The sequence below is a fragment of the Streptococcus sp. HMSC072D05 genome (genome assembly GCF_001815805.1).
Taxonomy (GTDB): Bacteria; Bacillota; Bacilli; order Lactobacillales; family Streptococcaceae; genus Streptococcus.
On sequence record NZ_KV822018.1, the window covers coordinates 122,077 to 136,905 of the forward strand.

A 14,829-nucleotide genomic window follows, 5' to 3' on the forward strand; every position below is an offset into this window, starting at 1 on the left:
AAAGGGAGCACAGTAGATTCCTTCCTGTCCAAGCAAGGCCACTGGGAGTGGATGTTTCTTTAAATCGCTATAAATAAGGGGATAGAGATAGAAGGTCAAGACAAAACCAAAACTCAAGGTCGCATAGGCAATTTCAATGATTCCGACAAGAGGATAGGTCAAGGCTGCTACTGCTATCCCCACATAGAGTACCGTCCAGCTAGGAGTCGCATTGACCCTCCGACCTGGACAGGCAAATTTGATGGTAAAAGTAGCAATCAAAGCCAAATCCAAGAGAAATGAAAACCACCAGATCCCTTGTGCTACTATAGGAAGAGCAGGGAATACGCGAAAGACATAGGTCGATAAAATCATCCCAGCCATAGGAAAAGTGGCCATCCCAGATAAAAGAGGGGGCCTGGTCAATTCTTTCTTGGTTTCTTCCCAATTAAAAAGATGAAGAATCAGAAAGAAAAGCCACAAAACTAATCCAGTCAGACTAAATAAATGCGACAGAACTGGCAAAGTATCTGCAATCAGATTTCCTGCACCTGCTAAACCTAATAAACAGCCAGAGAATACTAAGGGGAGCTTTTTCATCCTAGCCTCCAATAATCATGTTATTATTAGTATAGCATAAAAGCGCTTAAAATAGCATAGAAAAATGAAGACTGGATTGCTCAGCCTTCATTTTTTCTTTCTGATTCGAACTAGGCATAAGGTTGCAATTCTGGATTAATAGGCGTATTGGCTAGGTTGTTCGCATAGTTGCAAAGGCTAGCAAGACTAACACCGAGAACCACGTCCAAGGCATTTTGTTGCGTGTAGCCTGCTTCTAAAAATTCGCTAAGGGCTTCATCTCCTACACGCCCTTTGGTATTGATGACCGCCAAGGTAAACTTAGCTAGAGTATCTAGTTTTGGATCTGTTTCAATCGGAGTGCGGTTGCGAAGGGCTTGGAGAAGATCATCATTCATCTGGATTTGTTTGATTGAAAAGGCAGTATGTCCAGCCACGCAGAAAGCGCAACCATTGGTTACGGCTGCCGTGATTTGCACTACTTCACGCTCTACTGGTGTTAAGCTATTGCGACGGTTGATGGCTCCGACAGTTCGGTAGGCTTCAAGCGCGGTAGGAGCGTTGGCCAAGAGACCGATTAGGTTGGGAATATAGCCATTGTTGTCTTTTTGTACTGTTTCAAGAACTTCTTTCACTTCTGCTGGTGCTGATTCTACTGTGTGGATGGTAAATGTTGTCATAAGAAACCTCTTTTCATTTTATTGTCATTTAGTCTATCATAGAATTTTTCACTTGGATAATATATATTTCCAATAGCCTTGATAGGAAATGTCTATGAAATGAAAAAATCACACTAAAAGTGTGATTGGGTTAGTGTTTAAAATACTGTTTAGTCTCAGCAATGACGACTGGCGATAAGACTAAGAGGGCAATCAAGTTTGGTAAAGCCATCAAGGCATTGACGATATCTGCAATAATCCAGACCATATCCAACTCGATAAATCCTCCCAACAAGACCATGACTACAAAGACTACACGGTAAAGCCAGATAAAACGAACACCAAAGAGAAACTCAAAACAGCGTTCTCCGTAGTAGTTCCATCCGAGAATCGTCGTAAAGGCAAAGAGTACAAGGAAAATGGTCAAGAGGGAAGGTCCAAAATATGAAAAAACTGTTGAAAAGGCTGACTGGGTCAAGGCAACTCCATTCAAATCACCACTCCAAACCCCAGTTACCAAGATTGTTAAACCAGTCAACGTACAGATAATGAGGGTATCAATAAAGGTTCCTGTCATGGAAATCAAGCCTTGCTCGACAGGCTCATTAGTCTTAGCTGCAGCCGCCGCAATGGGAGCAGAACCAAGACCAGATTCATTAGAAAAGACTCCTCGCGCCACACCATTCTGGATAGCCATCCGAATACTGGCACCTGCAAAACCACCTACCGCAGCCGCTGGACTAAAGGCTGAAGTAAAGATCAGTACAAGTGTGGCTGGGATTTTCTCGATATTAAAGAGAATAACTGTAAGAGTTCCTAAAATATAGACAATAGCCATAAAAGGAACCACTGCTGTCGAAACTTTTGATATGGATTTGAGGCCACCAAAGACGGCAATCCCTACAAAAATGGATAAAATCAGAGCTGTGATAGCTGGATTAATTTGAGCTGTATTTTGGATAGATTCTGTAATTGAATTGACTTGGGTAAAGGTACCAATCCCTAGAAGGGCTACCAATACACCCGCTAGGGCAAAGAAGATAGCAAGTGGACGCCACTTTTCTCCCATCCCCAAAAGGATGTAATGCATGGGTCCTCCAGCTACAGCTCCATTTGCATCCTTAGTACGGTATTTGATGGCCAGCAAGCCTTCGGCATATTTGGTCGCCATCCCAAAGAAGGCCGCCATCCACATCCAAAAGAGGGCCCCTGGTCCTCCAACCTTAATGGCTGTCGCTACCCCGATGATATTTCCCGTACCAACTGTGGCTGCTAGAGCCGTACAGAGAGCAGCAAAGCTCGACACATCGCCGTGCCCCTTGTCCTTGGTAAAGATCAACTGAAAGGCCTTAGGGAGACGAGTAACCTGCAAAAGGCCCAGTCGGATGGTCAAATAGATACCCGTTCCGACCAATAAGATCAAGAGGGGAGGCCCCCAAACGAAAGCATCAAGCGCTTTTAGCAATTCTAACATATCCTTCTCCTATCTTTCAACCCCAAAAGAAAGAGCACATGCAAGATACATGTACTCTGGAATGCTTAGATAAATGCCAAAAAGCGGTCTATCCTAGCTCTGTCCTTTTACCTGAGAGTTTGAGCAGTTGCCTGCCTTGCCCCTTCGGTGCCTTTACGGTCTCTCCAGAGTTCCGTCCATTTACAGTCATGGAAAACAAACCTTTCTCCACTTCTATTAAACTTCATTCGGTGTTGGTATTTTATTTTTTATTATTCTACAAGAAAAGTTAGCCATTGTCAATATATTCTATGAAAATTTTTGACCTTTCATTCCCTTTTTCAGAAAGAGCGAATCCTTCTTCTCTCTATCCTTTAAAGGTCACAATGGTTGCGCCACTGCCTCCAGAATTTTGTGGAGCATAGCCAAAACTCTTGACATGCTTGTTTCTTTGCAGGTATTTGGTGACGCCCTCACGGATGACTCCTGTTCCGATACCATGAATGATGTCTACCTGCGCCATGTTATTGAGCAGGGCTTGGTCGATAAAGGCGTCTAACTCATTCATAGCCTCTTCATACCGTTTGCCTCGGAGATCCAGTCTCGCTTGCGGACCACGACCAGAAGCACGTTTGATGACATTGACTTGTTTTTTCTTGACTGGGGCTTCTTGCTGAGCCTGAACAAGGTCAAATTCTTTCTCTTCCAAGGTCATCTTGATCAAACCAACTTGGGCTTCCCAGCGGCCGTCCTTAAGCTGATTGGTCAAGGTACCACGCTGACCATAACTGAGAACAATGATATCATCCCCAACCTTTGGAGCTCGTTTTTTCTTGGCCTTCTGAAGGACCTTGTTTTTAGACAAGTCAACTTTTTCAGGAGCTAGTTTTTTCAGCTCAGCCTTAGCTTCAATGATTTCATGGGGTTTGAGTTGAGACTTACTGTGGAGGTTCTTGAGAATCTGGTCACTCTCACTTAGAGCAAGTTCCACAATCTCGGCAGCTTGTTCACGCGCCTTGTTGAGCTCAGTTTCTTTTTCACGATTGAGTTCGTTATAGAGTTTTTTGAGTGCTCGATTCATCTTGAGGTTTTCTTGCTCCACCTCACGGATATTGTCCAAGCGTTTGCGACTTTCAAGCGTTTGCTCTTCCAATTGTTCAATGATGCGGTTGACATCATTATCTTGATTGACCTGCTGACTGGCATCCCCGACGATGACATCTGACAGTCCTAGGCGTTTGGCAATTTCAAAGGCATTGCTTCGCCCTGGAACGCCCTGCATAAAGCGATAGGTCGGGCGAAGAGTCGCAGTATCAAACTCCATGCTGGCATTTTGCACAAAGGCTGTTTCAATACCATAAGCCTTGAGTTCAGGATAGTGGGTCGTCGCCATGGTCTTAACCTGACGTAAACGAAGATCCTCCAAAATAGCCATAGCAAGGGCTGCACCTTCCTGCGGATCGGTCCCTGCCCCAAGCTCATCTAAGAGTAAAAGCGAGTACTGATTGACCTTGCCAAGAATATCTACGATATTGGTCATGTGACTGGAGAAGGTAGACAAGCTTTGTTCGATAGACTGCTCATCCCCAATATCTGCGAAGATTTCCTCGAAAATACCGACACGGCTCCCCTTGTCAGCTAGAATGGGCAAGCCTGACTGGGCCATGAGTTGAGTCAAGCCCAGGGTTTTGAGCATGATGGTCTTCCCACCCGTATTGGGACCTGTAATGACAATGGCCGTTAATTCCTTACCAAAGTGTACATCGTTTGCGACAGCATTTTTGACCAAAGGATGGCGAACATGAAGGAGTTGAATCTCTTGGTTCTCTGAAAGTTGAGGAACGACTGCTTGTCTTTCTTGGATGAAACGCACCTTGGCACGAATCAAGTCTAAATGGCCGATAATCCAAGCATCATTAGCAATCTCAGCAGCATGAGGACGAACCCGTTCCGAGAGCTCCTGCAGGATGCGAATCATCTCATAGCGTTCGTCTGCTCGCAAACTAGCGATTTCTTCGCTCAGCTTGACCACTTCACGTGGCTCGATATAGACCGTGTTTCCACTAGCAGAGATGTCATGGACAACACCTGCAATCTTATTGCGATAGGTGTTCTTGACTGGTAAGACTTGACGGCCATTTCTGCTAGCAATTATGCCTTCCGTCAACATCTGCGCTTTTTGCTTGAGCAAGTCTTGCAAGACATCTCGGACCTGACTCTCGCTATCATGGATTTTCCGACGGATACGTGCTAGCTCTTCACTGGCGAAATTTTCGATAAACCCTGCATCATTTAGAGCTTGAAGACTCCCTTGCAAGTGTGGAAAATCATGTAGTTTTTCAAACCATCTCGCCAACTGCTCCAAACGTACGTTTTCAAGATTGGTATAAAAGCCTTGCAACTCTCTGCTAGCCAGCAAGACTCGTTTGAGGAGCAGGAACTCCTCAATATTGAGGTCCGCCCCCATCTCCAGACGCTTGCAAACAGCTGATATCTCACGCGTCGCTAGGATGGTAAAGTGAGGTTGTTCCACAAATAGAGCTTGCATTTCCTCCATCTCTGTAAAGGCTTGTTTGATCTTATCCACCTTAGCAGTTGGAGCCAAGCCTTTTAGCTCCTCTAAGCCTTGCTCAGTCAGGAGATGCGGTTCAAACAAGGCTTTGATTTTATTAAATTCTAAGGTTTCTAGTATTTTTGTATTCATATTTTTTCCTTGTATGCTGGTTTACAAGATTATAGCAACTAGGTGTTTTGACCTAGTCGTCCAATCTGTAAACAAAGGGCTAGGAAAAATCCCGCCCTTTTTATCCGATTAAATTTGTCACCCAAAGTTGTTTGATAAGGTTTGTCGTAAAAGGGACACTTTGGATGATGTGTTTGGCTACTATACTTTTTTCGAGTGAATTTTGAATGACTGCCAGAGGCACTGTTGCAAGAATGGTCAGAGCCATTTGCAAGACAAATAAGGTTACCAATAGAGATAAAAGGCCTGATCCGATACGCAACCATTTGACATCGAGCTTTTTAGTTGGAATCAAGTGCAGGAACAAACCGATAAAACGTCCGATAGTGTAGCAAATCCCAAAAACTAAAAGATAGGCTAGACCCGCATAAAAAACCTTGTCTAGATGAAACAGCTGGTCTGAAGGGAAGAAAAAGGTTCCCTGTCCTTCCTGAGGATTGGCATAAGGGACAAGCAAGTGGAAGTGGTCGCCCAGTGATTTATAAAACTGTCCCGCAACAAAGGCTGAAATCACTGCAACGAGGAAATAATAAACTTGCAGCACCAAACCTCTACGGTAGCCGATGTAAAAGCCCCAAGCCAGAACCAATAAGAGTAGGATTGAAATCATAGGGAGTCCTCAATCTTGCTCTGTTCTTGTTTAACAGCAATCAACTTGTGGCGGAGTTCTAACAACTCTTGCTCCTTGTCATCAAATTCAATCTCACGGTTGAGTTGTGTAGACAGACAATTGACCGCCAAAAGAAGCGCAATGGTTTCATCATCCGCCCCAGGCATTTGTTCTTTAATTGCTTGGTATTTTTCAGTCGCAACCTTGGCAATTTCCTCCATAAAGAGGTTGTCATGCTCGGTTGTCAAGGTTAATGTCTTTTTCCCGAATGTAAACTTATATCGATTTAGATTTGCCATAAAATTCACCTCACGATATTATACCAAATTTCGCTAACTTTGTCAGTTTTTACCAATTCTCCTGCTTTTGTGGTACAATAGAGACTATGGCAAGTATCACACTCACACCAAGTGAACAGGAAATTCAGAGCTTTTTAAGTCAGTATCAGAAGGCTCTCAGTCCTAGTAAAAATCCTTATATCCGCTATTTTTTGCGCTTCCCTCAGGCAACAGTTTCCATCTATACTTCTGGAAAAGTTCTCCTGCAGGGCGAAGCTGCTGAGCAATACGCTAGTTTCTTTGGCTATCAAGTTGTAGAGGAAACCAGTGGACAAGATTTTCCTATGATTGGGACTGATGAGGTGGGAAATGGTTCCTACTTTGGTGGGTTGGCTGTCGTGGCTTCCTTCGTAACACCTGACCAGCACGACTTCTTGCGAAAACTCGGCGTGGGAGATTCCAAGACTCTGACAGACCAAAAGATTCGTCAGATTGCCCCTATCCTTAAAGAAAAGGTCCAGCACCAAGCGCTCCTTCTTTCACCGAGCAAGTACAACGAAGTTATTGGAGAGCGTTACAATGCTGTTTCTGTAAAGGTTGCCCTTCACAATCAGGCTATCTTTCTCCTGCTTCAAAAAGGAGTCCAGCCAGAAAAAATCGTGATTGATGCTTTTACAAGCCCTAAAAACTATGACAAGTACTTGGCGCAAGAAGCCAACCGTTTTCCAAACAAAATTAGCTTAGAAGAAAAAGCCGAGGGAAAATACCTGGCTGTTGCAGTTAGCTCCATCATTGCGCGTGATCTCTTCCTCGAAAACTTGGAAAATCTTGGACGAGAACTGGGCTATCAACTGCCAAGTGGCGCTGGAACTGCATCAGATAAGGTTGCTAGCAAAATCCTGCAAGCCTATGGCATGAAAGGACTTCATTTCTGCGCCAAACTGCATTTTAAAAATACTGAAAAAGCCAAAGCACTTCTAGAAAGGTAAATTATGAATTCGTTTAAAACATTTCTAAAAGAATGGGGAGTTTTCTTCCTGATTATCGCACTGGTCGGTCTTAGCCGTATCTTTCTTTGGAGCAATGTCCGTGTAGAAGGACACTCGATGGACCCTACTCTAGCCGACGGAGAAGTTCTCTTCGTTGTTAAACACCTCCCAATTGACCGCTTCGACATTGTGGTTGCGCATGAGGAAGAAGGAAATAAAGACATTGTCAAAAGGGTCATCGGTATGCCTGGTGATACCATCCGCTACGAAAATGACAAACTCTTTATCAACGGTGAAGAAACGAATGAACCTTACCTAGCTGAGTACCTCAACTTGTTCAAAACAGAAAAGTTGCAAAACACCTATACTGGAAAAGGATTTGAAGGCAATAAGGGAGTTTACTTTAGAGAACTTGCTCAAAAAGCACAAGCCTTTACGGTCGATGTCAATTCCAACACCAGCTTTAGCTTTACTGTCCCTCAAGGCGAATACCTTCTCCTTGGTGACGATCGTCTAGTCTCTAGCGACAGCCGCCATGTCGGTACCTTCAAGGCCAGCGATATCAAAGGCGAAGCAAAATTCCGTTTCTGGCCACTTAACCGTATCGGAACTTTTTAAGATAAGGAAGAGGCCGAGAATGCTAAGTCTCAGCCTCTTTTTCTATTGCGAGAAGCAGACCTTTTAGTCTCCTAGCTTGTTGAAAGAAGCTAAGGGTACAACTCTCACGAACTCATGTAAAGGAAACCTATGGAAGTTTATTTTTCAGGCACCATTGAACGAATTATTTTTGAAAATCCCAGTAATTTTTATCGCATTCTCCTCCTAGATATCGAAGATACGGACGCGGAGGACTTTGACGATTTTGAAATCATCGTTACAGGAACCATGGCGGACGTGATTGAAGGGGAAGACTACACTTTTTGGGGGCAAATCGTTCAGCACTCCAAGTATGGGGAACAGCTTCAGATCAGCCGTTATGAACGCGCAAAACCAACTAGCAAGGGCCTTGTCAAGTACTTTTCTAGCAGTCATTTCAAGGGAATTGGTCTCAAAACGGCCCAAAAAATCGTTGATAGCTATGGTGAAAATACCATTGACGAAATTCTGGAACACCCTGAAAAGCTAGAAAGTATCTCAGGACTCTCTGCCAAAAACCGTGAGGCTTTTGTTTCCACTCTTCGTCTTAACTACGGAACGGAGATGGTCTTAGCTAAACTAGCTAACTACGGCATTCCCAATAAACTAGCTTTTCAGATTCAAGACTTTTACAAGGAAGAAACGCTGGATATTGTCGAAAACTACCCCTACCAACTGGTCGAAGATATCAAGGGTTTGGGCTTTACCATTGCTGACCAATTGGCTGCCGAACTAGGTATCGAAAGCCAAGCTCCCGAGCGCTTCCGTGCTGGCCTTGTTCATAGTCTTTTTCAGGGATGTATGGATACGGGCGATACCTATATGGAAGCCCGAGATTTGCTGGAACAAACCCTTACTCTCCTCGAGTCTTCCCGTCCTGTGGAACTAGACCCCAGTCAAGTAGCTCAGGAATTATCTCATCTAATTGAAGAGGACAAGGTTCAGCAGATTGATACCAAAATCTTTGATAACAGCCTCTTTTTCGCTGAAGAAGGCATTCGCAGTCACTTGGTTCGTATCCTCGAAAAAGGAAAGCAGAAAAATCAGGATTTGGAAACCATTCACAAGCATATCTCTACTGTCGAGCAAGAACTGGGGATTCAGTACGATACCATTCAAAAACAGGCTATCTGCGACGCTATCCAGAACAAGGTCTTTATCCTGACAGGTGGGCCTGGTACAGGTAAGACGACTGTTATCAATGGAATTATCGCTGTTTATGCCCTCTTAGAAGGGCTTGATCTCAGGAAGAAAAGCAGTCTGCCGATTCTTCTAGCAGCTCCAACTGGTCGAGCGGCTCGGCGCATGAATGAATTGACAGGTTTGCCTAGCGCGACCATCCACCGCCATTTGGGAATGACGGGTGATGATGATACCAGCCATCTGGAAGATTATCTGGATGCCGATTTTATCATTGTAGATGAGTTTTCCATGGTGGATACTTGGCTAGCTAACCAACTCTTCTCCAACATCTCTTCTAACAGTAAAATACTCATCGTGGGCGATAGCGACCAGCTACCTTCTGTTAGTCCCGGACAAGTCCTGGCTGACCTGCTCCAGATACCCCTGATTCCTCAGACTCGTTTGGAACGGATTTACCGTCAGAGTGAAGAATCAACTATCGTCACCTTAGCTAGCCAGATTCGACAAGGCATCTTGCCAGCAGATTTCACCCAGAAAAAAGCTGATCGCTCCTACTTTGAAATCGCTAGTGGCCATATCCCAGCTACCATTGAAAAAATCCTCGGTGCTGCCCTCAGAAGTGGCATTCCGGCTCGCGATATTCAGGTGCTAGCGCCTATGTATCGAGGAACTGCTGGTATTGACGCCATCAACCAACTCATGCAAGACCTGCTCAATCCTCAGCAAAAGGGGCAAGTTAGCTTTGAAGCAACTCAGTGTCACTATCGAACAGGGGACAAGGTCATTCACCTAGTCAACGACGCTGAAGTCAATGTCTTTAATGGAGACCTAGGCTACATCACAGACCTAATTCCTGGTAAATACACCGAGTCCAAACAAGACGAGATTGTCATTGATTTTGATGGCAATGAGGTCATCTACCCACGTAACGAATGGTACAAGATTCGACTAGCCTATGCCATGAGTATTCATAAATCTCAGGGGAGTGAGTTTCCCGTTGTCATCCTGCCCATCACCAGTGCTAGCAAGCGCATGCTGGAGCGAAATCTCATCTACACAGCTATCACACGGGCCAAGAGCAAGCTCATCCTTCTTGGCGAATTACAGGCCTTTGACTATGCAGTCAAGCATATCGGGACTGCCCGCAAGACCTATCTGATTGAGCGTTTCAGTGATTTAATTGAAACTAATATTGAAGAAAGCAAACAAGCCTTCTCTGAAACTGCCACACCAAGTGACTCTGAACAATTCTACATCCTCACCGAGGAAAACTGGTCTAGCATCCCAGCCATGATCGGGATTACAGATGCAGACCTCAAAGAGATTTTTGGATAATAGTGCAACAGAAAACCCACCTAGTCAGGTGGGCTTTTTCTCTTTTAAGATTATTTAACTGTTGCAGTGCTTGTGATCAATTCAACAGCTTTTTTGATAGTGATATCGTGTTTCAACATGTCAGCTGAAAGCAAGTTTTGTACTTGTGCAACTTCCATGTTGTAGTCTGCTGCCAATTGCTCGATTTCTTTTTGGATTTCTTCTTCTGAAGCGTCAAATCCTTCAGCCTTGGCAACTGCTTCGATAACAAGGTTAGTCTTCGTACGTGACTCAGCTTCTGCTTCGTATTGTTTGTGAAGGTCTTCTTGAGTAGTTCCTGTGATTTGGAAGTACATGTCAGGGTTGATACCTTGGCGTTGCAAGTTTCCAAGGAATTCATTTACTGAACGGTGAACTTCTTCATGGATCATTTCTTCTGGAAGTTCTACGATTTCAGCGTTTTCTACAGCTTTATCGATTGCTGCACCTTCAACGGCATCTTTGTAAGCTTCTTCTTTCGCAGCAGTCAATTCTTTGCGGTATTTTTCTTTCAATTCGTCAAGAGTTTCCACTTCTTCGTCGATATCTTTTGCAAGTTCATCATCAAGAGCTGGAACTTCTTTAGCTTTTACTTCGTGGATAGTTGTTACGAATTTAGCTTCTTTACCTGCAAGGTCTTCTGCTTGGTAGTCTTCTGGGAATGTTACGATAACATCAACAGTTTCGCCAGCTGAGTGACCTACCAATTGGTCTTCGAAACCAGGGATGAATTGACCTGATCCAAGTCCAAGTGAGAAGTTTTCACCTTTTCCACCGTCAAATTCAACACCATCGATAGAACCAACGAAGTCAATCACAACAGTGTCGCCATTTTCAGCAGCGCCTTCTTTGATAACCAATTCAGCCAAGTTGTTGCGTTCGCGTTCGATACGTTCTTCAACGTCAGCGTCAGTTACTTCTTTTTCTACATCTACTGATACTTCAAGGTTTTTGTAGTCGCCCAATTTTACTTCAGGTTTTGTCACGACTTCAGCTGTGATAACCCAGTCTTGACCTTTTTCCATTGAAGTCACGTCAATTTTTGGTTGAGCAACCACTTCAAGACCAGCTTCTTTTACTGCAGCTTCATAAGCGTTTGGCAAAAGTGCGTTCATTGCATCTTGATAAAGAGCTTCTTCACCAAATTTTTGGTCGAAGATAGGGCGTGGAAGGTGACCTTTACGGAAACCAGGAACGTTAAGAGTTTTCTTTACTGAGTTAAATACACGGTCCAATTCTGGTTTGATTTGGTCTTGAGAGATAGTGAAAGTCAAGACACCACGGTTTGTTTCTTTGTTTTCAAATGATACAGACATTCTGTCATTTCTCCTTAAAATTTTTAATACAGTCCATTATACCATATAATAGCGACTTTTTTCAAGTAATGAATGCGCTTTTCAATAGTGCTAGAGGTACTTGCTCGCTTCCTTGATACTAAGTTCAGCCATTCGTTTCTTATTTTTCTCAATAAAACGTGCTACCCATTCGGGATTGGTTTTAGAGTAGTCTCTTAGAGTCCAGCCGATGGCTTTGTTGATAAAAAATTCTGTCTGGTCCAGATTGTTGACCAGGATCTTTTCCATCAGTTGGACATTTGTTTTCTCTTTCCTTAACAACTGGTGGTCAATAGCAACTCGCCTTAGCCAGATATTATCTGATAGGCTCCATTTTAAAATCACTTCTTCAAGTTCCGGATAGTCGGCTACCAAACTTCCTACTACTCGATCTAAGATATCTACCGTGTCCCACCAGGACTTGGTCACGACCAGACGCTCAAGTTTAGGCAAATCGTCCTTCGTTAGATAAGACTGCATGGCTTTCAAATAGTTGGCAGCCACATACTGGTATTCTCTAGGCTCCTTTTCCCAGCAGATATCTACAAAATCCCAATCGATCATCTTTGTTTTTTTCGCGCTTGGAAAGTATTTTCTATAAAGCGCATTTCTTTCAGGACCTTCAATACCTAAAAAGGGAAATTGATGACGCATATAGGCTTCCATGGGGCCTGCCTTTTTCGGATCTTTTGCTGCTTCTAGCTCCTCAAGTAAATCTACAAGACTCATCTAAAAGTTCTCCTGCCCAACCAAGTGGTGCTGAAAGGCATAGACCGCAGCCTGGGTGCGATCACTGACCTCAAGCTTGGCTAGGATGTTGGACACGTGGGTCTTGACCGTCTTGAGAGAGATGAAGAGTTCATCTGCAATGCGTTGATTTTCGTAGCCCTTAGCGATGAGTTGGAGCACGTCTCGCTCACGCGCAGTCAGCTCCTCATGAAGCTCCATATGATTACGGTGGTATTCAACCTTCTTGCTGACCTCTTGTTCAATAGCCAGCTCTCCAGCAGCTACCTTGCGGACGGCATGAAGCAGTTCGTCTGCACTAGAAGTCTTGAGCATATAACCTTTGGCACCCGCATTCAAGACCGGCATAATTTTTTCATTGTCCAAGTAAGAAGTTACAATCAAAATCTTGGCTTCAGGCCATTCTTTGAGGATGGCTAAGGTCGCGTCAATCCCATTCATCTCAGGCATGACGATATCCATGACAATGACATCTGGACGCAGTTTCAAGGCCAACTCAATACCTTGAGCCCCATTGGCAGCCTCGCCCACAACTTCCACATCGTCTTGGAGATCAAAATAGCTTTTCAAGCCCAATCGAACCATTTCATGGTCATCTACAAGTAAAATTTTCATCTCTACTCCTTATAATTCCTTATCTAACAGGGGAATACGGATATCAACCGCCAGTCCTTGTTTGGGAGCTGTCAAGAGTTGAACCGTTCCTGCCATATCTTCGACTCGCTCCTTGATATTTCGCAGTCCATAACTCAAGTCATCTAAACTCCCTAACTGGAAACCAATCCCATTGTCCACCACCTTCAGCTGCACTTCAACATCTTTCTGATAGAGATAGACATCTAGGCAAGATGCCTGGGCATGGCGAAGGGTATTGCTGATCAACTCCTGCAAAATGCGGAAGATATGCTCTTCGATTTTCTTAGGCAATTTAGACACGTTTTGCTTGAGACTAACCTTGAGATCACTCTTGTCCTCTAGTTCTTTTAAGAGGATTTGAATCCCCTCAATCAAACTCTTCTCTTCCAACTCTACAGGGCGCAAATGCAAGAGCAAGACCCGCAAATCTTTCTGGGCTGTTTCAAGGATGGCTGCGACACTTTGCAACTGGGTCTGCATCTTTTCTCTATCCAGCTTCAAAGCCTGTTGACTGACACCTGATAAAATCATATGAGCCGCAAACAACTCCTGACTAACCGTATCGTGCAGGTCACGTGCTATCCGCTTCCTTTCTTTCTCGATGATTGCTTCTTCCTTGACCAGGCTTTGATTTTCAGCCTTTTGAACAGCCTCTGTCAAGAGGTTAAGCTTGCCAGACAAGGACTTAAAACTGGCATCCAAGTCTGGATCTGCAAAGGCAACCACCTCTTTTCCTGCTAGGAGTCGCTTGAGATTAACCTGCATTTTTCTGCGAGAAATTTCTTCCATCACGCGCCAAAAAAGGACAAAAAAGAAGGTCATGGAGAGGCTAAATACAAGTACCAGAAAGACTAACTTTTCCATTTTTTCGATATCTTGTAGCAAATAGGACCAATCAAGATTTAAAATATCAAGCAGACTATTGGCTAAAAAGAGGATAAAAAGGAGAGAAGTCAGGCCGATTATCAGATAGGATTGCTTTTTCATCCTCTGACCACCTCCACATCACCAACCATAGTAGTTAGGAAAATCTTGACGCTCTTGTTACTCTTGAGATAGTCTCTGGTCTCCTGATGATAGTGTTCATTGCGGAGGGATCTCTTAGGTTGATGAAGGAAGGTTAGATCTCCATAAAGACAGTTAACACTGAGGCTGATTTCCACATCTACAGGTACGATAATCCTAGTCGTTCCGATCATCTTTCTAAGGATAATGACATTGTCATGATTGGTTAGGATAACTCTTTCCAAATGAATGGTATCCTTACCCATGAGGCGAAAGAGATTGATATCGTCAAATTGGCAGATCTGGTGGCTAGAGAAATGATGGAGATTGCCAAACCAAGGATTGCGTTCATTTTTAACCGTTACCACCTCTTCAAAGACCAAGTCGGTCTCCTCTCTTTCTTGATTCATCATCGGATAGAGAAGAAAGAGACTGTATATGACCGCTACAAAGATAGCTAAAATCACAAAGGGATTGAGCATGACGATGAAAAAGAAAAGAATGGTCGCCACAAGGAGGAAAACGTTGTTCCCCTCTTTCCCTGTATAATAGCGGAGCAAGAGCAAAAAGAGGAATAGAATCAGCAGAAAACGCGAAAAATGCTCTGATACCATCAAAATCAGAGCTCCCGTCAACAGACAGGCTTCAATAAATAAAAAGATTTGAAATTTTTTCATAGATGCAT

General features: G+C 43.8%; 13 protein-coding genes, 1 pseudogene and 1 riboswitch. Of the genes and pseudogenes, 3 read left to right on the forward strand and 11 right to left on the reverse strand.

The annotated features are described in order from the left end of the window. The 6 genes and pseudogenes from HMPREF3057_RS04760 to zapA form a co-directional block, all read right to left on the reverse strand. Positions 1-579, reverse strand: a pseudogene (locus HMPREF3057_RS04760) (C4-dicarboxylate ABC transporter); the annotation flags it as partial. Positions 580-689: 110 nt separating this feature from the next. After that, the gene (locus tag HMPREF3057_RS04765) at positions 690-1,238 is read right to left on the reverse strand and encodes a carboxymuconolactone decarboxylase family protein (protein WP_025171447.1); all 549 of its coding nucleotides are present in this window, start codon (positions 1,236-1,238) and stop codon (positions 690-692) included. Between the two features lie 130 nt (positions 1,239-1,368). Continuing rightward, positions 1,369-2,691 carry an alanine/glycine:cation symporter family protein gene (locus HMPREF3057_RS04770; protein ID WP_070696633.1) on the reverse strand — a complete coding sequence of 441 codons (1,323 nt, stop codon included), beginning with the start codon at positions 2,689-2,691 and terminating at the stop codon, positions 1,369-1,371. An 89-nt stretch (positions 2,692-2,780) separates the two neighbouring features. After that, a riboswitch (glycine riboswitch) is annotated at positions 2,781-2,869 on the reverse strand. A 168-nt stretch (positions 2,870-3,037) separates the two neighbouring features. Further along, positions 3,038-5,374, reverse strand: coding sequence for an endonuclease MutS2 (locus HMPREF3057_RS04775; protein ID WP_070696636.1), 2,337 nt, complete (start codon positions 5,372-5,374; stop codon positions 3,038-3,040). A 100-nt stretch (positions 5,375-5,474) separates the two neighbouring features. Beyond that, positions 5,475-6,023 carry a CvpA family protein gene (locus tag HMPREF3057_RS04780; RefSeq protein ID WP_000623539.1) on the reverse strand — a complete coding sequence of 183 codons (549 nt, stop codon included), beginning with the start codon at positions 6,021-6,023 and terminating at the stop codon, positions 5,475-5,477. Next, entirely contained in the window at positions 6,020-6,322 is a 303-nt protein-coding gene (gene zapA, locus HMPREF3057_RS04785; protein ID WP_000002028.1) for a cell division protein ZapA, read from the reverse strand. The genes HMPREF3057_RS04780 and zapA overlap by 4 nt, the downstream gene beginning before the upstream one ends. A gap of 86 nt (positions 6,323-6,408) precedes the next feature. On the opposite strand from zapA, the gene rnhC reads away from it, so the two are divergent. The 3 genes from rnhC to HMPREF3057_RS04800 all read left to right on the forward strand — a co-directional run bounded on the left by rnhC (position 6,409) and on the right by HMPREF3057_RS04800 (position 10,404). Beyond that, complete coding sequence (gene rnhC / locus HMPREF3057_RS04790; protein ID WP_070696639.1) at positions 6,409-7,290, forward strand: ribonuclease HIII; 882 nt, start codon at positions 6,409-6,411, stop codon at positions 7,288-7,290. 3 nt (positions 7,291-7,293) lie between these two features. After that, on the forward strand, positions 7,294-7,908 hold the full coding sequence (gene lepB / locus HMPREF3057_RS04795; RefSeq protein WP_001083995.1) for a signal peptidase I: 615 nt from the start codon (positions 7,294-7,296) through the stop codon (positions 7,906-7,908). Between the two features lie 129 nt (positions 7,909-8,037). Further along, on the forward strand, positions 8,038-10,404 hold the full coding sequence (locus HMPREF3057_RS04800) for an SF1B family DNA helicase RecD2 (protein ID WP_070696642.1): 2,367 nt from the start codon (positions 8,038-8,040) through the stop codon (positions 10,402-10,404). Between the two features lie 50 nt (positions 10,405-10,454). Here the strand turns inward: HMPREF3057_RS04800 and tig are convergent, their stop codons facing one another. The 5 genes from tig to liaF form a co-directional block, all read right to left on the reverse strand. Then, positions 10,455-11,738, reverse strand: a complete 1,284-nt coding sequence (tig, locus tag HMPREF3057_RS04805) for a trigger factor (protein WP_000116504.1) — start codon at positions 11,736-11,738, stop codon at positions 10,455-10,457. Between the two features lie 90 nt (positions 11,739-11,828). Continuing rightward, complete coding sequence (locus HMPREF3057_RS04810) at positions 11,829-12,485, reverse strand: DNA alkylation repair protein (RefSeq protein WP_049520867.1); 657 nt, start codon at positions 12,483-12,485, stop codon at positions 11,829-11,831. Continuing rightward, entirely contained in the window at positions 12,486-13,118 is a 633-nt protein-coding gene (locus tag HMPREF3057_RS04815; protein WP_070696645.1) for a response regulator transcription factor, read from the reverse strand. A 9-nt stretch (positions 13,119-13,127) separates the two neighbouring features. Further along, a complete protein-coding gene (locus tag HMPREF3057_RS04820; protein ID WP_042902851.1) occupies positions 13,128-14,126 on the reverse strand; it encodes an envelope stress sensor histidine kinase LiaS in 999 nt (332 codons plus the stop codon). Next, positions 14,123-14,821 (reverse strand): cell wall-active antibiotics response protein LiaF, encoded by a 699-nt coding sequence (liaF, locus tag HMPREF3057_RS04825; RefSeq protein ID WP_042902852.1) that lies wholly within the window; start codon positions 14,819-14,821, stop codon positions 14,123-14,125. Before liaF ends, HMPREF3057_RS04820 begins: the two co-directional genes overlap by 4 nt. Positions 14,822-14,829: the final 8 nt, after the last annotated feature.